Source organism: Alkalihalobacillus bogoriensis ATCC BAA-922 (assembly GCF_000621445.1).
Classification (GTDB): domain Bacteria; phylum Bacillota; class Bacilli; order Bacillales; family Bacillaceae_F; genus Bacillus_AO; species Bacillus_AO bogoriense.
On sequence record NZ_KK211279.1, the window covers coordinates 287,788 to 305,585 of the forward strand.

21 protein-coding genes and 1 pseudogene are annotated in these 17,798 nt (G+C 36.2%); 8 read left to right on the forward strand and 14 right to left on the reverse strand.

All coding sequences use genetic code 11. From position 1 onward, the window contains the following. Window positions 1-92: 92 nt before the first annotated feature. The 3 genes from T323_RS0122390 to T323_RS0122400 all read right to left on the reverse strand — a co-directional run bounded on the left by T323_RS0122390 (window position 93) and on the right by T323_RS0122400 (window position 1,761). Window positions 93-524 (reverse strand): HIT family protein, encoded by a 432-nt coding sequence (locus T323_RS0122390; protein WP_026675275.1) that lies wholly within the window; start codon window positions 522-524, stop codon window positions 93-95. Window positions 525-817: 293 nt separating this feature from the next. Continuing rightward, window positions 818-967: a hypothetical protein gene (locus T323_RS29025; RefSeq protein ID WP_156942511.1), complete on the reverse strand. Its 150-nt coding sequence runs from the start codon at window positions 965-967 to the stop codon at window positions 818-820. A 254-nt stretch (window positions 968-1,221) separates the two neighbouring features. Next, entirely contained in the window at window positions 1,222-1,761 is a 540-nt protein-coding gene (locus tag T323_RS0122400; protein WP_026675276.1) for a GNAT family N-acetyltransferase, read from the reverse strand. A gap of 560 nt (window positions 1,762-2,321) precedes the next feature. On the opposite strand from T323_RS0122400, the pseudogene abnA reads away from it, so the two are divergent. The 5 genes and pseudogenes from abnA to T323_RS27460 form a co-directional block, all read left to right on the forward strand. Then, window positions 2,322-3,287: pseudogene (abnA, locus tag T323_RS27455) on the forward strand (arabinan endo-1,5-alpha-L-arabinosidase AbnA); the annotation flags it as partial. A gap of 18 nt (window positions 3,288-3,305) precedes the next feature. Next, the gene (locus T323_RS29445) at window positions 3,306-3,734 is read left to right on the forward strand and encodes an RICIN domain-containing protein (RefSeq protein WP_281175764.1); all 429 of its coding nucleotides are present in this window, start codon (window positions 3,306-3,308) and stop codon (window positions 3,732-3,734) included. A gap of 389 nt (window positions 3,735-4,123) precedes the next feature. Continuing rightward, window positions 4,124-4,417 (forward strand): hypothetical protein, encoded by a 294-nt coding sequence (locus T323_RS0122410; protein WP_156942512.1) that lies wholly within the window; start codon window positions 4,124-4,126, stop codon window positions 4,415-4,417. Between the two features lie 15 nt (window positions 4,418-4,432). Next, on the forward strand, window positions 4,433-4,576 hold the full coding sequence (locus T323_RS29030) for a hypothetical protein (RefSeq protein ID WP_180320858.1): 144 nt from the start codon (window positions 4,433-4,435) through the stop codon (window positions 4,574-4,576). A 108-nt stretch (window positions 4,577-4,684) separates the two neighbouring features. After that, complete coding sequence (locus T323_RS27460; protein WP_084309374.1) at window positions 4,685-5,884, forward strand: serine hydrolase domain-containing protein; 1,200 nt, start codon at window positions 4,685-4,687, stop codon at window positions 5,882-5,884. Here T323_RS27460 and rsgA read toward each other — a convergent pair. Together rsgA and T323_RS0122430 are read right to left on the reverse strand one after the other, a co-directional pair. Next, window positions 5,769-6,827, reverse strand: coding sequence for a ribosome small subunit-dependent GTPase A (gene rsgA, locus T323_RS0122425; RefSeq protein ID WP_026675278.1), 1,059 nt, complete (start codon window positions 6,825-6,827; stop codon window positions 5,769-5,771). The two genes, T323_RS27460 and rsgA, sit on opposite strands and share 116 nt — an antisense overlap. 542 nt (window positions 6,828-7,369) lie before the next feature. Beyond that, window positions 7,370-8,248: a LysR family transcriptional regulator gene (locus tag T323_RS0122430; RefSeq protein ID WP_026675279.1), complete on the reverse strand. Its 879-nt coding sequence runs from the start codon at window positions 8,246-8,248 to the stop codon at window positions 7,370-7,372. A gap of 130 nt (window positions 8,249-8,378) precedes the next feature. Here T323_RS0122430 and T323_RS0122435 point away from each other — a divergent pair, with 130 nt between their 5' ends. Beyond that, entirely contained in the window at window positions 8,379-9,149 is a 771-nt protein-coding gene (locus T323_RS0122435; protein WP_026675280.1) for a class I SAM-dependent methyltransferase, read from the forward strand. A gap of 101 nt (window positions 9,150-9,250) precedes the next feature. Continuing rightward, window positions 9,251-9,454, forward strand: a complete 204-nt coding sequence (locus tag T323_RS0122440) for a hypothetical protein (RefSeq protein WP_026675281.1) — start codon at window positions 9,251-9,253, stop codon at window positions 9,452-9,454. A 289-nt stretch (window positions 9,455-9,743) separates the two neighbouring features. On the opposite strand, the gene T323_RS0122445 is transcribed toward T323_RS0122440, so the two are convergent. The 5 genes from T323_RS0122445 to T323_RS29035 form a co-directional block, all read right to left on the reverse strand. Continuing rightward, window positions 9,744-10,082, reverse strand: a complete 339-nt coding sequence (locus T323_RS0122445) for a hypothetical protein (protein WP_026675282.1) — start codon at window positions 10,080-10,082, stop codon at window positions 9,744-9,746. 76 nt (window positions 10,083-10,158) lie between these two features. Then, a complete protein-coding gene (locus T323_RS0122450) occupies window positions 10,159-10,398 on the reverse strand; it encodes a hypothetical protein (RefSeq protein WP_026675283.1) in 240 nt (79 codons plus the stop codon). 62 nt (window positions 10,399-10,460) lie between these two features. Further along, complete coding sequence (locus T323_RS0122455; RefSeq protein ID WP_026675284.1) at window positions 10,461-10,895, reverse strand: DUF4181 domain-containing protein; 435 nt, start codon at window positions 10,893-10,895, stop codon at window positions 10,461-10,463. Between the two features lie 237 nt (window positions 10,896-11,132). Then, window positions 11,133-11,468: a DUF3221 domain-containing protein gene (locus T323_RS0122460; protein ID WP_026675285.1), complete on the reverse strand. Its 336-nt coding sequence runs from the start codon at window positions 11,466-11,468 to the stop codon at window positions 11,133-11,135. A 24-nt stretch (window positions 11,469-11,492) separates the two neighbouring features. Beyond that, entirely contained in the window at window positions 11,493-11,657 is a 165-nt protein-coding gene (locus T323_RS29035) for a hypothetical protein (protein ID WP_156942513.1), read from the reverse strand. Between the two features lie 207 nt (window positions 11,658-11,864). On the opposite strand from T323_RS29035, the gene T323_RS27465 reads away from it, so the two are divergent. After that, complete coding sequence (locus T323_RS27465; protein WP_084309376.1) at window positions 11,865-13,502, forward strand: RICIN domain-containing protein; 1,638 nt, start codon at window positions 11,865-11,867, stop codon at window positions 13,500-13,502. A gap of 47 nt (window positions 13,503-13,549) precedes the next feature. Here T323_RS27465 and T323_RS0122475 read toward each other — a convergent pair whose 3' ends face one another. From T323_RS0122475 to T323_RS0122490, 4 genes are all read right to left on the reverse strand, one after another. Continuing rightward, window positions 13,550-14,035 carry a tetratricopeptide repeat protein gene (locus T323_RS0122475; protein ID WP_026675286.1) on the reverse strand — a complete coding sequence of 162 codons (486 nt, stop codon included), beginning with the start codon at window positions 14,033-14,035 and terminating at the stop codon, window positions 13,550-13,552. 33 nt (window positions 14,036-14,068) lie between these two features. Beyond that, on the reverse strand, window positions 14,069-14,659 hold the full coding sequence (locus T323_RS0122480; RefSeq protein WP_169737921.1) for a CPBP family intramembrane glutamic endopeptidase: 591 nt from the start codon (window positions 14,657-14,659) through the stop codon (window positions 14,069-14,071). A gap of 469 nt (window positions 14,660-15,128) precedes the next feature. After that, on the reverse strand, window positions 15,129-17,024 hold the full coding sequence (locus tag T323_RS0122485) for an ABC transporter permease (RefSeq protein ID WP_026675288.1): 1,896 nt from the start codon (window positions 17,022-17,024) through the stop codon (window positions 15,129-15,131). Further along, window positions 16,999-17,763: an ABC transporter ATP-binding protein gene (locus T323_RS0122490; protein WP_026675289.1), complete on the reverse strand. Its 765-nt coding sequence runs from the start codon at window positions 17,761-17,763 to the stop codon at window positions 16,999-17,001. The genes T323_RS0122485 and T323_RS0122490 overlap by 26 nt, the downstream gene beginning before the upstream one ends. Window positions 17,764-17,798: the final 35 nt, after the last annotated feature.

Consider the following 17,798-nt stretch of genomic DNA (forward strand, 5'->3'; position numbering starts at 1 on the left):
CTATCCTCATCCCCCTAGCCTTTTATTGTTGCACTCACTAGTGATGTAATAATCTTAATATCATTTTCAGACTTTCAAGTCGACCACTAAAATTAAATTAATTTCTTAATGAATGCACACAATTCATCCCTTGTTTTTAACAACTTTCCCTTTTCACTTTCATTATTTAATGGCGTCTCTAAATAAAAATCAGCAAACGATTGATGCCTATACCTTGGTACAACATGCATATGAAAATGATGAAGCTCACTAAATATTCCGCCGTTTTGACATATTGTTATCCCATCAGGCTTATAAAGTGCTTTAACCGCTTTTGAAATTAACCTAGATGCTTGTATTACAGCATTTGCTGTGTCTTCTCTAAGTTCATCGACATCTTCAACATGCTCTTTTGGCAGTATCAAAACATGCCCTTCATTAAATGGGTTATGGTCCAAAATACAACAAACATAGTCGTTTTCATAAACTACATGTACTGCTGAAATTTTATTAGCTAACTGACATCCCAAACAATCTGATTTCATATTATCTACCCTCCTCAATGAAAAATCCCCCTCTTTTAAAGAGAGGGGCTGAACTTTTGTCATGTGCTCAACCGTAACGGACATCTGTTCCGCTATTTCATGAAAAATAGGCAAATCTTGATCCCGTTCGGACATATGTTCCGCTACTAGACCCAAAAAACGAGAAAAACTCTTTAACTTTCTAAGTTAACGGAAGCAATGTCCGATAGCATCTGAAAAACATTAGTTTTTACAAAAATAACGGAACAGATGTCCGTAAGACAAGTCTTACCCGTATCCAAGCTATAAAACTACTATTTTCTGTTCAGTTTCTTTAACTCATCGACAAGTTCTTGGTTTGTCTGATTACACTCTTTCATTAACTTCAGTGTTTTTCGCTGCTTTTCGTCTATGCTAATAAAAGCAAACACACCTAATGCTAGAATAATTAAAAAACCAATCATTTTTATGTACTCCTCCATTTTTCAAAAAGGCTTCAATAATTCAACCTTACCATAATTACCAATTAATTAGGAGGGGGTATCTATTTTTAATAAAGTGTAATTATTTTCTTTAAATATACTGACGAATAAAATAATCCGGTATTAATAGCAACGTCCCTAGTAAAAAATCGATATAATCTCTTTACATAATCCTACTTCCATCTAACAAAACAAGAATTTCTAACCAACTCTTGTTTTACATCTTAATTTCCCTATTAAATGTTTAGTGCTTCCCATTCTTCCCTTAAAATCCCCATACGAATGGAATCATAATGACGTCCTTCATGAAAGCGGACTTTTCGTATACGCGCTTCTATTTGCATTCCGATTTTCTCACCGACCCGAATCATTCTTTCATTACCAGACCAAGTTGTTAAACCAACTCTTACAACCGGCAATGAATTGAATAAGTGATTAAGCCAAAGTTTCAAGGAGCGAGTACCTATGCCTTTATTCCAAGTTTCAGCTTTGTGAATAACAATTCCTAATTCTAACCAATTACATTGTTCATCCTCATAATAATAAGACACAACGCCACATACGACTTCATCGACCGTAATGACCCACCTATCATCCACACCAACCCATGCTGGTGCAGTTTCCATGAAAGTCTCAAATGGAATCGATTTATGAGGAAAGTAAGGAGCATCCCATTTCTTCCATTCGGGTTTATCTTCTTTATAGATTAGCTCCCACAGTTTTGATAAATCTTGCTCCATAATCGGACGGATTACTAGTTCATTATCTTGATACATAACAAATCCTCTTTTCATATTTTTTATTGACGATTCTCTACTTTTCAATCACCTTATTGAACTGTTTATTTTTCATCTTCATCATACCTTCCTTTTATTAGTTTCATTGTATCATTTTTCCAATCGGAAGTTTTAGTTTTTCAGTAACGCGCTTTGTTCACTAAAAGAAAATACGAATTTATGAACGCACCAAAAAGAGCCCCATCTTTAAAGAGATGGAACTCTTTCAATACCCGTTACTTCATGCTGAAAAAACATATACTGAACAACCACTGTCTTAGACTTTATAACTGAATTGCTCCGTCCAACACGTCATCCTTTACATCCCCTCAAAAAACATATCAGCATAATACTCAATTTCACTATCATTCCGTAGTAGCGCCACCATTTTTTTCACAAACTTTTCGGATAAGATTCCTTCTTGAAAAAAATGATTTGCGTAATTAGCTGCCGTTTCCTTCACTTCTAGTTTAGAAAATGATAGCGTTTACATCATTGTAACGGAAGGAAGGAGAATAGTTTTATCTTTATAAAAAATAAAATAATGGAGGAATGAATGTATGGTCCACAAGTTAAAAAACAAAGGAAAAGTATTATTATTAACAATATTATTAATCTTTTCACTCTCTCACACGGTTTCTGCTGATTTCTGGGATTTATCTGGAGATCTCATGTTACATGACCCTTCTATTATAAAAGAAGGAAATACATGGTGGGCATTTGGCACAGGTGAAATTGATAAGAATGGTATTCGCGTACTAAGGTCCAATGACGGTAAAAACTGGTCAGCTGCTCCAACTATTTTCCCACAACCTCTACCATGGTGGAAAACGTATGTGCCCAACCATACTAGCGCACAATGGGCCCCTGATATCCAATATTATAATGGGAGATATTGGTTGTACTATTCTGTTTCCTCTTTTGGCTCCAATAACTCTTTAATCGGTCTTATCTCAACTACTAGTATTAACTCTGGAAACTGGCGAGATGACGGGCTAGTCATACGCTCGACTACTTCTAATAACTATAATGCCATTGATGGTGATTTAGTGATAGATGCTAACGGAAATCCATGGCTATCATTCGGTTCATTTTGGTCTGGAATCAAATTAACTCAGCTAGACAAAAATACAATGAAACCAACAGGACAACTTCATTCTATTGCAGCTAGACCAAATCATCCTGAGCGTGCTATTGAAGCACCAAATATTACGTATCATAATGGATATTACTATTTATTTGTTTCCTTTGATAAATGCTGCCAAGGTTTGAATAGCACATATAAAATTGCCTATGGTCGTTCTACTTCTATTACAGGACCTTACTTAGATAAAAATGGTGTCAATATGATGAATGGTGGCGGAACTATATTAGATACAGGCAATGACCGCTGGATCGGACCAGGTCATCAAGATGTGTATAACAACAATATTCTCGTTCGTCACGCATACGATGCACAAAAGAACGGTGAACCTAGACTATTAATTAATGATTTATATTGGGACATTAATGGTTGGCCTACTTATGATAAAAATGCAGCTTCTATTCTATCAGGTTCAAGATATAAACTTGTCAATCGAGCATCAGGACGTGTAGCTGAAGTGATGAACAGAAGCACAGCTGATGGAGCAGATGTCATTCAATGGACCGATAATGGTGGAACAAATCAACAATGGGTCATTACCGATTTAAACAATGGCTTTCATAAATTAACAAATGTAAATAGCCGTAAAGCATTAGAGATCTTTGAATGGAGTACCGCTAATGGTGGCGATGCCGTTCAGTTTACAGATTTAGGTGGTAACAATCAACAGTGGAGCCTTGTCCCTTTAGGAAATGGTTATTATCGAATTGTAAACAGACACTCAGGTAAAGCATTAGATGGTTTCGGTACATCAAACGGTTCTGATATCATCCAATTTGACTATCATGGTGGTAACAATCAACAGTGGCAATTAGTAAGAATCAATTAAACGGATTTTTTATACCGTCGTACATCGGGTCCGTTTACGTAAGGCTATTAAAACTTAATTGATTTTTAGGCCCTTGGTTTAACCTGTGATGGTTATCAAGGGCTTTAACAAGATTGAGTATCAATCTTGAGAGACATGAAAGGTTATCAAGCGTGATTTTTGTGGAGATTTCAAAGTGTGGATACAACTTCCTTTAGTGAATTATAGTTTCCTATCCAATGAATGCAGTGCTCTTCGATAAATAACACAATGCTTAAACTCTTAATATTTGTTAATTCTCTTTATATAACACAATAGCAAAATACTGTATAATTATATCCAGTTAGATGGTTTAGTTGTTATATTTATACAAAGTTTATATCAAATCTAATAAAAGAAAGGGTGATGATTTGAAGTACGGAAAATGGTCAGCCATACTTAGCATTATTTGTGGATTAGGACTTCTTTTGAGTTATGTTGTTGCTTCAGACACTCCAGCAGGGTTGGAATATTTCTACTTAACCATACTTTTCTTTGGTTCGATATTATTAGGTATCGTCAGTCTAATTTTTACTGTAATTGCCTACGTAAACAAAGAAAAAGGATTCATAAAAAACGTCGCTCCCATTGTCATTTGTTTCATTTTGCTATTGTACCTTCTCGCCTTTATCTTAATGATAATCGGATTAACGTCCGGACCTTAAAGGAGGTTTCTCTACATGAAAACATTACTATTGACTCGTACAGAAATACAAAACCTCTTGGAGCCTATAGAGCTTTATCCAGCCTTAAAAGAAGCGTTTGCCCAATATTCTTTAACACGACAGATTCCAGCACAACGGGCACGTTCTGACCGCTTTTGAACGAAATAAAGGTCGTTATATAAACTTCTTAGAATAAACATTACTAATGTCATTGTTAATAGATTGAAGCCGTTGATTTAAAACCCAATAATGAGAGGGGCATGAGTAGTGTTAAAAAACATTGATTCTTCATTTGTTGCTGAATTAGTGTCCACTGCGGTATCAAAGAAAAACATATTTGGTACTGTATTATGTGTCGAAAATGGAGATAACACAATCACACACTTATATGCATCTGGTAATCTCACTGAAACGAAACCATACTTTATAGCAAGCGTAACAAAGCTTTATGTCACGGCTGTTATCCTAAAATTGAAGTCTAGCAATCAACTAAATCTCCAAGATAAAATCTCCGAATATTTGTCTGATGACATTCTACATGAACTCCATCTTTTTAATGGAAAAGAATACTCCAAAGGGATATCAATCAAACACTTAATGTCCAACACATCAGGAATTCCTGATTATTTCACTTCTGATGCGGTCAGAAAGTTAACGGCAGGACATGATCAGAGTTGGGGTTTTGAAAAAACAATCGCGAGCGCAAAACAAAAGAAACCGAAATTTGTGCCTGGTAAAAAAGCACATTACTCCGATACAAATTATCAACTTCTTGGCAAAATTATTGAAACAATTACAAACAAAGATATTCATACCGTCTTCAAGGAATTTATCTTTGATGAACTTCATTTAGAGAATACATACTTATTTAATGATGTGAATGATACTCTACCTGCCCCTATCTATTATAAAGATAAGGAAATCCATCTCCCAAAATATATGGCTTCTATCGGACCAGAAGGTGGCATTGTATCAACGGCAAAGGAATGTATGACCTTTTTAAAGGCGTTCATCAATGGTCATTTATTTCCAAAAGAATATATTCATGAGCTTAAAGAGTGGAAACTCCTTTTTGGACCCGGACTTTTTTTTTATGGAGTCGGAATAGCAAATCAACCTATCTTCTTTAAAGAATTAAAAAATGGGCTAATCGGACATTGGGGACAAACAGGAGCTTTTTCATTCTACCATCCTCAGACTGATTTATACTTTACAGGTACGACCAATCAGTTTTACGGGCAAAATGTTGCCGCAAAGATGATGATAAAAATTATTAAGAAAATAAAACAATCATACATGATGAAAAGGACCACACATAATCGAGATGACTATGTGTGGTCCAAACTAGATATCAGTAACCTTTTCGTTTCAACTCGCTCGTCAGCTTCTTCCGCTTTGCTTTCTCGGCTAGCTGAGCGCGCTTATCGGTTTTGCGTTCGAGATAGGCTAATTCTTTTTGTAACTTAAGATAACTTGTATAACGGTTTTGGTCTAGTTCCCCATTAGCAATCGCGGTTTGAACAGCGCAATGCGGTTCATTCGTATGAGTGCAGTCTCGAAAGCGACAGTTTTCTTCTAATTCATAAATATCACGAAAGACATGTTCGGAAGCTTCCTCTGATTCCCAAAGCTGGAGCTCCCTCATTCCAGGTGTATCGATAATCAGACCTCCATAGGCAAGCATGATTAGCTCTCGATGTGTCGTTGTGTGTTTTCCTCTGTCATCGCCTACTCTAACTTCTTGAACGAGTTGTTTTTCATGTCCAGCCAGATAGTTCGTTAATGTTGATTTTCCCGCTCCTGATGATCCTAATAAAGCTATTGTTTTACCAGTTGTGACATAGTCCTTCATGTCCTCAAGGCCTTCTTTAGTTTTCACACTCACAACATGAACAGGCACTCCGATTGCGACTGCTTCTACTTCCGCCAGTTTGCTCTCGGTATCTGTGCAAAGGTCGGCCTTCGATAAGATGATAACTGGATTCGCGCCACTCTCCCAGGCCATTAACAAATACCGCTCAATTCTCCGCACGTTAAAGTCATTGTTCAAGGAGTTTACCAAAAACACGGTATCTACATTTGTGGCAACAATTTGTTCTTCCGTCGTCGCCCCTGCTATTTTCCGTGAAAACTTACTGAACCGTGGCAACACCGTGTGGATCGTCGCCTTTCCTTCATCAACCCTTGGTGAGATGACGACCCAATCTCCTACAGCCGGATAATCCACACGCTCACTTGCTTCAAATCGAAACTTCCCCGACACCTCGGCTAATAATTCTCCATCTTCTGTAAAAACTCGATACATTCGTTTATGCTCAAGCGCGACTCTTCCTATTGAAAAGCCTTGCTCTTTATATGAATCAAATGCTTGCTCTAATTGGTCATTCCAACCTAATTCGTATTTATTCACTTTTTACATCCTCCTATTGTCTAACATAAAAATAAAAAAGACCGCAAATAACGGCCTTTTCTTTACATAAATAAATCATGGCCTCATCCACAGCCCATGATGAAATAAATGCTATCCAATAAGAAGAATCAACATTTAGAAAGCTTCATATGAGGGCTGTGTATTATTTACAATGCTTGCGTATAATCCGATCATCGTTTTCATAAAACATCCCTCGCTTTCTTATTTGTTAAGAAAAGTATAGCATAGATTCAATTATTTGGAAAGGTTGTAAATCCGGACGAGTTTACTTCGTCCCCTCAATCCGTAACGGACGCCTGTTCCGCTATTTCATGGAAAACTCGCCTTTTTCAGTTCTATCGGACATACGTTCCGCTACTTGACCAAAATAGCGAGAAGACTCCCTTTTTTCCTCATGTAACGGAACCAATGTCCGATAGCATTTGAAAACTATTCATTTTTATTAATATAGCGGAATAGATGTCCATTAGATTAATCTCATTTCTTTCTCCTTACTGTTCTACAAGAACAGACAACAAAAATCAAAACCGCTCGAGCATAGCCAATCTCAAAAAGTCTATAAAACTATGAGTTTCAGTTGTTTCTACTTTCGTTAAAACATATGTTGCGGACGTCGGTGTTGAGACATTTTCTGACTTTATTTCTGACAAGTGGCTCTTCTCGATTTCATCTTTCACCATCGATAAAGGTAAATATGAAACACCTAAGCCATTTTCTATAAATTTCTTTGTCACTTCCACCTGGTTCACGACCATTGTTCTAACCGTTGGGTAATGTCTTTTCACATCGTTTAATAATGAGTCCCAATATTCTGGGTGATTATGAGTGATGAGCGTATACGTTGGCAAAACTTCACTTTCGACATCCTGCCTCCCCTCATAGCCTACACTTGCTCCAACTAAAATAACAGGTTCTTCATGTATCATTTTCACATTTAAATTTTCTTGCAAAGGTTTAACTCTTGATAGTCCTAAGTCTGCTTTCCCACTGTTTATTTCATCACCGATTTGAAAGGATTTTACGATATTTATAACTACTTCTATGTCAGGGTTTTCATCAATAAATGTTCGTAGTAACGATGGTAAAAATGATGCTGCAATTTGAGGGGCTACTGCAATCGTTAATTTACGACTGTATCCATGTTTCCAAGATTCAAAGCTATCTATCCCTTCTTCATACTTTGATACAAATTCCTTTGCATAAGGAAGAAACTTATAGCCTGCTGGTGTTAAAGAAACAGCTTTTCCTTTTCGATCAAACAACTGAATATTAAGATGTTCTTCAAGCCGCTTTATATGTTTTGTAATCGCGGGTTGAGTTAAAAACAAATCTTCAGAAGCTTTTCTGAAATTTTCATACTTTGCACATATTATAAACGTTTTTAACCATCTAATATCCATGGACATCTCCTTTATCCTTATAACGATCCGTTATCAAAAATAACCAGTTTTGTTAATTTCAATTATATACTCTCTCCACTATAATTCAATTAACACTTTAAAAAATGTTTAAAAAGGGAGATGAAAAAAAATGAAACAAACTGTAAACAATGTTTGGGATGCAAGATTATATGATGGAAGCCACTCGTTCGTCTCAAAGTTTGGCCATGATTTAGTTGATATCCTAGCCCCTTCGACAGGAGAACTCATTCTTGATATTGGGTGTGGAACAGGAGATTTAGCAAATCAAATCTATGAATCAGGTGCCACTGTGATAGGTATTGATAAATCAGAAAATATGATAAATGAGGCAGCAAATAAGTATCCACATATTAATTTTTTCGTAAACGATATTATCGAATTGGAAGCCAGAAATGAGTTCGATGCTGTTTTTTCAAACGCAATGCTCCACTGGGTAAAACAGCCAAAGCAAGCATTACAATGTATCTTTAATAGCTTAAAACCGAATGGGAGATTTATAGCTGAACTTGGTGGAAAAGGGAATATCGACTTCATCACCACTGAAATGATAAATCAATTAAAACTCGCTGGAATTGAATATTCCGCAGAACAATTGCCTTGGTTTTTTCCAAGTATCGGCGAATACTCCACCTTATTGGAAGAAACAGGCTTTACAGTCCATTTCATTCAACACTTTGATAGACCAACACCTTTAATAGGAGAAAATGGATTAAGCAACTGGATTGACATGTTCGGCGGAGATATTTTTGCAGGTATAACAGAACATATAAAAGTACAAATTATTTCAAGTGTCGAAAAGAATTTACGGAACGTTCTTTATAGAAACGGGCAATGGATAGCAGACTATAAAAGGCTTCGAGTAGTGGCAAGTAAAAAATAAGCAAAACATTAGAATATACATCTTTATACTCATAATGAGAACTTATGGTACACTTATATCGCTAGTTGTTTAACGGGAAGTAGTATAGAGAGGAAATTCATTTGTTTGTCGGTCGTAGTTTATACATTTTAGGGTTAATTTTTGTTAGTTTCAGTACTATTGCGTTAATCATAACATTCTTAAACAGTGGAGAATTTATCTTTCCTTTATTCGGTCTACTCAATGGTTTCATTGCAATGGGAATTGGGGAGTTAGTGATTGATTTAAACCATAGAAAAAGAGAAGAATTGAAAAATCAAAGTTAGCCGCCTCCATAAGTGGGCAACGGAATTGGGGTTAGTGGTGGTGCTCAATCCGTAACGGACATCTATTCCGCTACTTCGTGGAAAACATACCCTTCTCCATTACTATCGGACATACGTTCCGCTACTTGACCAAAATAGCGAGAAAACTCCTCTGTTTTCCTCATTTAACGGAACAGATGTCCGATAGAATTTGAAAACTATTCGTTTTTATTCAAATAGCGGAACTGATGTCCGGTAGAGTTGCGCTACAAGCGATCATGTTTAAGTGAGGACACTGTTAATTCCCCTTCTAATCTCGCTTTGGTTCCTCAATTCCATTTTCAATTAAAACTCTAGCCTCATTTTTAATTAATTCAATGTAGTTCTCTTTTTTAAAAGATTTCGTTACTTTCCTAATTTCACGAAGACTTCCTTTTGCTTCAATTTTATCATTTCCAACATCAACAAAAACCGTTAAATAAACTTTCCCATCATATTTGACAACACCGGTTACTTGTTTTTTATGTAAATCTACATTTATATATTCAGGTAGTATCGGAATTGGTTCAAACGTTGTCCATCCTTGCTTTCTTTTAATACCTAACCTAAATAAAAAATAGTCTAAATACCCTTTGATTTTATCTCGCATTTTTTCACCTATCTCAATTCGCTTTAATAACTATTTTAACAAATAATTCGAAGAAACTTCAAAATAGATTTCAAACTTATAACACCATAAAAAATGTCAAAAAAGCAATCGCCAATGTGATCCCTGAAAAAATGAAGTACCAATATGGCAAAAAGGCATCTGGGTCTTTTTTATAAGCAGAAATTCCCATAACAATGAGCATCGCACAAAATGATAGTTGTGCAAAAGTAAATAAATAATATTCATTTATAAATGTCTGTGTAATTAAAAAGGCCAGCCACAAAAGGCCAAAAATGACGATAAGTTTATCTAGCATTTCCTCCGCTCCAATATAATAAAAAATTACCTTTGCTTATTTAGAATACACTACTCGTTGACTTATATTACTAATAATCCAAAAAAATCAGTTATGTATAAGGTAAATAACACGATTAGTAAAAAGATGACCTGACTAACAGTAAATTTATAAGCATTAGGATTTTCTGCATATTTTCTTTCCATCACGGCTGTTACCAACTCGGAAACGATAATAAAGATAACTAGGATAAACCATGGTTGTATAAACCAACTGATATCCGCTGGTTCCCACATATAGGTTATAAAAAATCCTACCATAAAAACCACCGATGTAATGATTCTAATCGTCCAATCGATTTTTTTATGTTTCTCGTTTACATGGTTATACGAAAAGAATTTCTTTCTCTCAACTTGTAACCATTTTCTGATTAGTATATTAAACAAAAACCACAATACGAATACAACGCTCAATAGTAATAGTAAGTTCATCCAGAAACTAGACTCAGTATAATACATTATAATTACCCCTTTGTATTTGTTGTAACGGACATCTATTCCGCTATTTCATAAAAAACACACCTTTTTCGATTGCTATCGGACATACGTTCCGCTATTAGACCAAAAGAGCGAGAAAACTCCTCTGCTCTCCTCATTTAACGGAACCAATGTCCGATAGCATTTTAAATCTACTAGTTTTCATTAAAATAGCGGAACTCATGTCCGATAGTCACACAACTCCCTCTTCCACATTTATTACTCTTTACTTTCTATTTTTTTTGCTATAGCTTGTTCAGGGTAACTAAGTAAAATCCCTCCATCTAGCCATATATCAATTTCATTTCCAGATTCAAAGTCTTTTGCATCTTCATATTTTATATAGATTAAACTAAGGTTATAGTTATGAATGTCTTCACTTGGAATTTCTTGTATGGCTTCAAATTCTTCAAACGATACGTTTCTTACTACCAATAACTCATTTTCGTATACTTCAATAACATACCCTTCTATATCAGGTTCACCTTGCAAAATGGAACAACCACCGATAAACAAAGAAAAAATTAGTAAAATTACATGCACTCTTATATTCATTCTACTCCTCCATCTCATCTCGTATTATTCCATAGCCCCTTCGAACTCAATTGGAAAAAATCTCCTCACAGCTGGTGGTATTCGTCTTTCTCCTTGACAAGCTGCTAATGATAGAACAATAACGACAAGGAGAAAACAAAACCATTTATAAATCGAAGCAATGATTTTCCCACACTCTTTTTCAATCATAGAAACAAAGATACTACTCCTTTACCAGTTTAACATATTCTTCCACATCACAAATCAATAATCTTCATATTTGACCTTTATTGATGTTTTTAAAAATAACGATATATTAAAACTTTCAACAATAAACTAATGGAATGCAGGAATTCTCGGCTATAACATGCAACAATTCGTTTGTAAGCGCTTTTAAAAATGAAAGGAGGAAAAAGAATGATTTCAAAACAGACTCGGCTCATCAAAAAAATATTGTTTTCTTCACTCGTATTCACATTCTTCTTTATTGCTCTAACACAAGGTGATAGTCATGCTGAAGAAGTAGTCAATGCTAGAGATTTTGGGATGAGGCCGAACGTGGAGGCTTCTCAAACTGAAGCACTTCATGCGGCTATGCGTTATTTTTATGACAGAGGTGTAGAAGGAACCGTTTATATTCCTGCTGGAACATATTCTATCGACGAAGCCGTTCGTTTTCACCAAGGCGTAAATATAATTGGGGATGGCATGGGACAAACGGTGTTAAAGAAAGTTGGTAGTAGAAATAATTATGTTGTGGGCAATCCGATTATGAGAAGAGGAACTAATCTTAATGTCAAAGTTTCTCATCTCACATTTGATGGCGACCGTCAAAACCGTGCGAATCGAGGCTTAAGTCAAATCGGTGGTATGAATATTGATGCCGATGTTAGTCATCTTACGATAGAGAACACTGAAGTTCGAGACGTGACTATCGGCTTACTATTACGCCGTTTAAAAAATTCTACAATTCGAGATAGTGTAATTGACCGTTCAAGTGGACATGGGATTGCCTTCGGTAGTGAAAGCCACCCTGTTGGTGATGTTCATAGTAATCTTGTTACGCACAATAAAATCACCAATTCCACAGGTGGTAGTGGCATAAATTTATCAAGAGCTACGTATACAACCGTTACGTATAATCAAGTCATTAATGAAGTACAACAAGGGGATAGTTATGGTGGCATCCGAATTCCAAATGATGGGGCATACAATACCGTTCAACATAATGTCGTTCAAAACTACCCAAGAGGTATTTTTGTATTAACTGGTGCTCAGCATAATACCATTTCAAAGAATACCATTATCAATTCGCGTATTCATGGGGTGTTAATTGAGGCAAATCATAATATTTTTAGTGAAAATGTGATACAGCAATTAGACCCAAGCTTAAATGTGGAGTCTGTTATTCGGTTAGCTCCTGGCAGCAACAACCAAATCTTAAATAATAAAATTGAGACATTTTCAAGCTTTAGTAATCCAGGAATTCGACTTACAGGGTCATCCAATCAAAATACAATTAGAGGAAATCAAATTGATACAACTGGGACCGCTGTTAGTATTGAAGGTGGCAATGGAAATACAAACACAAACAATACGAAAGTAACAAACCCTGTTCAATTCAATAATCAAGCAAGTTATGAAATTGTAAACCGAAATAGTGGAAAACTATTAGAAGTTGCCAATGCCGGCACCGCACCAGGCAATAATGCACAACAATGGGAACGTAATTTTCATCCTTGCCAACGCTGGGCGATCATTCAAAATCGGGAAGGGTATTATGAAATTGTGAATCGCAATAGTAATCAGGCACTAGAAATATTTGATTGGTCAACATCAAATGGCGGAAATATTGTGCAATGGACTCGGCTAGGTGGGCATAATCAACAATGGTCTATTCAGCGCACAAGTCATGGATACTATACGCTAGTCAACCGTTTTAGCGGAAAATCTTTAGATGCTCACAACCACTCATTACTTAACGGTGGGAATATTGTGCAATGGGACTTAAATAACGGATTGAATCAACAATGGAATATTATTAAAGTTGATTAGGGAACATGAAGCAGGGCGTCATGACCTGCTTCTTCTTGCATAAGAAGCTACTTCCAAATTTGATCTAATTTATCAGAATAAAATTCAATCGCTCTTTTGTAACTTTTAATCTCAGGATCATTTGTCGTTTCGATTAAACATTTTAATAATAATTCCATTGCTTTATGATGCTCATTCAAATTATATAAAGTCATAGCATAAAATGTTTGTATTGCTCGATTATGTGGAAATTGTTCGATTCCTTTTTGAAAAGTCTTTTTTGACTTTTCATACTCTCCTAATGTTCTGTATGTACTCCCTAATCCTAGCAAAGCTCCTTCTAAATCCTTTGGAGGTAACCCTATCTTAATGGCTTTTTCATAGTAAGGGACTGCATTCGCTTCTTCTCCTAACAAGTCAAAACTCCAAGCACATTGATAGTTAATGTAAGCATCTTCAGGAAACTCCTCCACCAATCTCATCAACCATTCATTGGATTCTTTATGGCTTCCATTTTTCCGCAACTCAAGTGCTTTATCTAATTGTTTTTTCATTTCTTTCAGCTCCTATTGCTCGTTTCGTTACACTTAATAGAAAATCGATACTAAAAAATTGTACATCGAATGAATGATAACAACCGACCACAGAGACCCGCTTTTCTTATAAATAATTCCAAATAGGATTCCCAGTACAAAAGCTGTTACTATGCCCCCTAGAACGGAAGGAAAAACAAATAGTCCATTGTAAATCCATATAGGAAAATGGATAGAAACAAAAAGGAATGCCGTCACTACATTTGCTACCCAAAAGCGGAATGAATCGAGTAGTTTTCGTAATATAAATCCTCTGAATACAATTTCCTCTATTAATCCAACTAAGAGAATCGTGTTAAGTAATTCATTAAATCCGATTTGAAAGTCCATATTGTTTTTAAAGACAAGCAGATTTACACCCCAAAAATAAAGAATAAGTAGGAAGGAACCTCCAGCTGCCCATTTCAATCCTTTTCCTATATTATCACGAAGTCCTAAATAGGATAACGGATTCTTTTGTTCTACCATTTTAACTACAATGAAAACAGGTATGACCCAAATGCTAATCTTAATTACTGCTGATACGATTGCTCTTGGGACACCATCTAGTATATCTAAATATTGTATGAACCAAAATTCCCTCATACACCATATAGCCAAAAACAACATGAAATAAATCCAAACATACTGTTTATACAAACTTGATTTGATAAAACACACCACCTCTCATTATCTCGCAATCTATCTCTTAGTTTGTGACACAACTTAAGTTGATTTAAGTGTATCACAAACTTCCATATTTTATTTGAAGTACTAATTTGGATAGGCTTTTGAACTCTATCGGACATCTGTTCCGTTATTCACCCAAAAACAGCGACTTTTCTAATTCGTTCGGACATCTATTCCGTTAGTGTATATTTTTCCACTCATAAGAAGCGGATTTTCACGTAATAGCGGAACAAATGTCCGATAGAGTACTGACCGCGCCTTATTTTCTAACTTTAACGGAATAGATGTCCTTTACGAATCGAACACCACCTTCCTCCCCTCCCCCCAACTCCTCAAAAAAAAAGCACTGAAAAAGTGAACTTCACCTTCTTCAGTGCCAAACTCCTTATAAAACTGCTCTTTTCACTTGTTTCACATAAATATACCGGACAATTAAGAAATACAAAATTTGAATGCCCGCAAAACTTCCTAATACAAGCGTAGATTCTGCGAGTAAATTATAATCGAAAAATCTCGATAATGCTGTTAATGCTACGGCACCGTGGAAGAGAGCGACGATAATCGGAGAGAAGAAGAGAATGGCAATTTGTCTGTTCATCACTTTCTTCAACTCTGATTCTTTCAATCCAATTTTCGCAACAGCACGGAATTTTCGCTTTTCTTCATCTAAGTCAGTAAACAACCTGAAATAAAGGAAACTTCCGGCGGATACAAAAAACACAATTCCAATAAACAAACCAATGAAAAGTATCGGGCCAAACGCACTATCGATTTCATAAAGGGTGTAATCAATGGAAAAGGCATTAAATCCAACTTCTTCTCTAAATCGTTTTCCAGCTTCGATTAGTTGGTCTGATTGGCCCTCTTCCGCTTGCCATATCACAAATTTATCTACATACGCCGGGGAGCCGAGCTGTTCAAACACGTCATCATTCACAACAAAATAGCCATGGAATTCTGGGATGACTTCCGTTTCAATGACTCTGTTCGGTTTGATTTCCTGGCCATTTTCTAATGGAAGTACAAAATCTATCAATACTTCACTTGCTTTAGGTCCTTCCATGATGACGGCACGGCTTTGTTCTACTATGATGGCTTCATGTTCTTTCGGATGGAGCTCCTCTTCTTCAAGGATTGCCGCCAAACGATTGTATTGTGAAGCACGTGCAATTAACACACGTCGCTCACTCTCGGCTATCTCAAAATAGCTTAATTCCAACTGTTCCATTGTCGCCTCAATATTTTCTTCCTGCAAAATCAAATTAATACCATTTATACTTTCCTTAATAATTTCTTCGTCGTCTTCTCCCCAGGGACTATACGTAACCGAATAAGGATTGCTCTCCTTTATTCCTTTTGTAAGGAATGATTGCAGTCCATATAAAGTCCCGATCGCACTAAACGCAACAGTTGAAATAATTGCGACCATAAAAAAGGTTCGTGCATTATCTTTCATGCGAAAGGATAGATCAGAAAACAGTAGCATATTTGTTTTTCGCCAAAGGATCGCTTTGTTTCTTTTCATCCGTCGAATAAAATACACACTTAATTGTGTAAATAAAAAATACGTTCCAATACTCACAACAATAATGACCGGAATCATCGCATACATTACTTGAACACCTTTCGCATAAAGAGCGGTGCCATAGCCGCCAAGTAAAAGTAACGCTGCGATGATAGAAAGGATGACAGATGCTTTCGGTTCTCCTTTTGACTTCTTATCGCCTTTTATTAAATCGGTCAGCTTATTTGTACGAAGAATGAGCGAAAGAAACATCGAGATACAAAAGAATAAAATGAGAAAACTAATAAATGACACAACGATTGCAAGCGTTGGAAAATAAAAATCGAGTGATTCGCTAATAATTAACACATTTTCAGCAAGTAATAAAATCACTTTCGCAAACAATAACCCTGTCAAAATTCCTCCAACTGTTGCAAAAAAACCAATCAATATATTTTCTAAAAACACCATCATACGGATTTGTTTCGTTGAGGCACCAAGCATCATGAGCAGTCCAAATTCTTTTTTACGTGATTGTAAAAAAGAACTCATCGAATACAAGACAAAAAAGAACGAAAACACATAAATGATTCCCCCTGCGACCCCCATTCCAAAAAGGGCATTCGCATTAATCCCTTCCCCTGCAAACGCCGGATGAAAAGCAAAAATCGCAAACGTGAAAAACACCATGACCGTAAACATACTGCTAAGAAAATAGGCAATATAGACGCGCTTGTTCCGCAACACATTTTTAAACGCGAACTGACGAAAAGTCATGACCATCCCCTCCCATCAGCGATAGCATATCAATGATTTTCTGGAAGAAGGCTTGTCGACTATCTCCACGATGAATTTCAGAATGAAGCTTCCCATCACGGATAAAGATTACGCGGTCAGAATAACTTGCTGCTTGCGGGTCATGTGTAACCATAAGCAAGCTTGTTTTCTCTTTTTTATTGATCGCCTCAAGCATGTTCATGACATCTTTTGACGCTTTTGAATCAAGATTCCCTGTTGGTTCATCCGCTAATAATAGCTTCGGCTTATGAATCATCGCTCTTGCTATCGCAACCCGCTGCGCTTGCCCTCCTGAGATTTCATATGTCCGCTTTTGCATAATCGCTTCAATCCCAAGTTCTTTGGCGATAAGTTGCGCTTTGTCCTTCATGTCTTTAACTCGAGCCCCATCTAATGTCAATGGCAATACGATATTTTCCTCAACCGTCAATGTATGCAGTAAGTTAAAATCTTGAAAAATAAAGCCGAGTTTAGTTCTGCGAAACTTCGCTAATGCATTTTTGTTGAGCTTATGTGGGTCATGACCTTCAATATTTACTTCCCCTGTTGTCGGAGCATCATTTGTGGAAATAATATTTAACAATGTTGTTTTCCCGCTTCCAGACGGGCCCATGATCGCCACAAATTCTCCTTTGTCAATGTCCAAATTAATATCAGTAAGGGCACGGAAAGCCACTTTTCCTTCGTAAACCTTACTTACTCTTGTAAGTTTTAGCATAATCATTCTCCTCCTCACGATTCTAGAAAAAGTAT

Excerpts from the sequence above, each read along its gene's own strand:
- T323_RS0122390 (WP_026675275.1), bottom strand. The coding sequence starts at position 524 with ATGAAATCAGATTGTTTGGGATGTCAGTTAGCTAATAAAATTTCAGCA.
- T323_RS29025 (WP_156942511.1), bottom strand. The coding sequence starts at position 967 with ATGATTGGTTTTTTAATTATTCTAGCATTAGGTGTGTTTGCTTTTATT.
- T323_RS0122400 (WP_026675276.1), bottom strand. The coding sequence starts at position 1,761 with ATGTATCAAGATAATGAACTAGTAATCCGTCCGATTATGGAGCAAGAT.
- T323_RS29030 (WP_180320858.1), top strand. The coding sequence starts at position 4,433 with ATGAAAACATTACTATTGACTCGTACAGAAATACAAAACCTCTTGGAG.
- T323_RS0122430 (WP_026675279.1), bottom strand. The coding sequence starts at position 8,248 with ATGGATATTAGATGGTTAAAAACGTTTATAATATGTGCAAAGTATGAA.
- T323_RS0122435 (WP_026675280.1), top strand. The coding sequence starts at position 8,379 with ATGAAACAAACTGTAAACAATGTTTGGGATGCAAGATTATATGATGGA.
- T323_RS0122445 (WP_026675282.1), bottom strand. The coding sequence starts at position 10,082 with ATGCGAGATAAAATCAAAGGGTATTTAGACTATTTTTTATTTAGGTTA.
- T323_RS0122450 (WP_026675283.1), bottom strand. The coding sequence starts at position 10,398 with ATGCTAGATAAACTTATCGTCATTTTTGGCCTTTTGTGGCTGGCCTTT.
- T323_RS0122455 (WP_026675284.1), bottom strand. The coding sequence starts at position 10,895 with ATGTATTATACTGAGTCTAGTTTCTGGATGAACTTACTATTACTATTG.
- T323_RS0122460 (WP_026675285.1), bottom strand. The coding sequence starts at position 11,468 with ATGAATATAAGAGTGCATGTAATTTTACTAATTTTTTCTTTGTTTATC.
- T323_RS29035 (WP_156942513.1), bottom strand. The coding sequence starts at position 11,657 with ATGATTGAAAAAGAGTGTGGGAAAATCATTGCTTCGATTTATAAATGG.
- T323_RS27465 (WP_084309376.1), top strand. The coding sequence starts at position 11,865 with ATGATTTCAAAACAGACTCGGCTCATCAAAAAAATATTGTTTTCTTCA.
- T323_RS0122475 (WP_026675286.1), bottom strand. The coding sequence starts at position 14,035 with ATGAAAAAACAATTAGATAAAGCACTTGAGTTGCGGAAAAATGGAAGC.
- T323_RS0122480 (WP_169737921.1), bottom strand. The coding sequence starts at position 14,659 with ATGAGGGAATTTTGGTTCATACAATATTTAGATATACTAGATGGTGTC.
- T323_RS0122485 (WP_026675288.1), bottom strand. The coding sequence starts at position 17,024 with ATGACTTTTCGTCAGTTCGCGTTTAAAAATGTGTTGCGGAACAAGCGC.
- T323_RS0122490 (WP_026675289.1), bottom strand. The coding sequence starts at position 17,763 with ATGCTAAAACTTACAAGAGTAAGTAAGGTTTACGAAGGAAAAGTGGCT.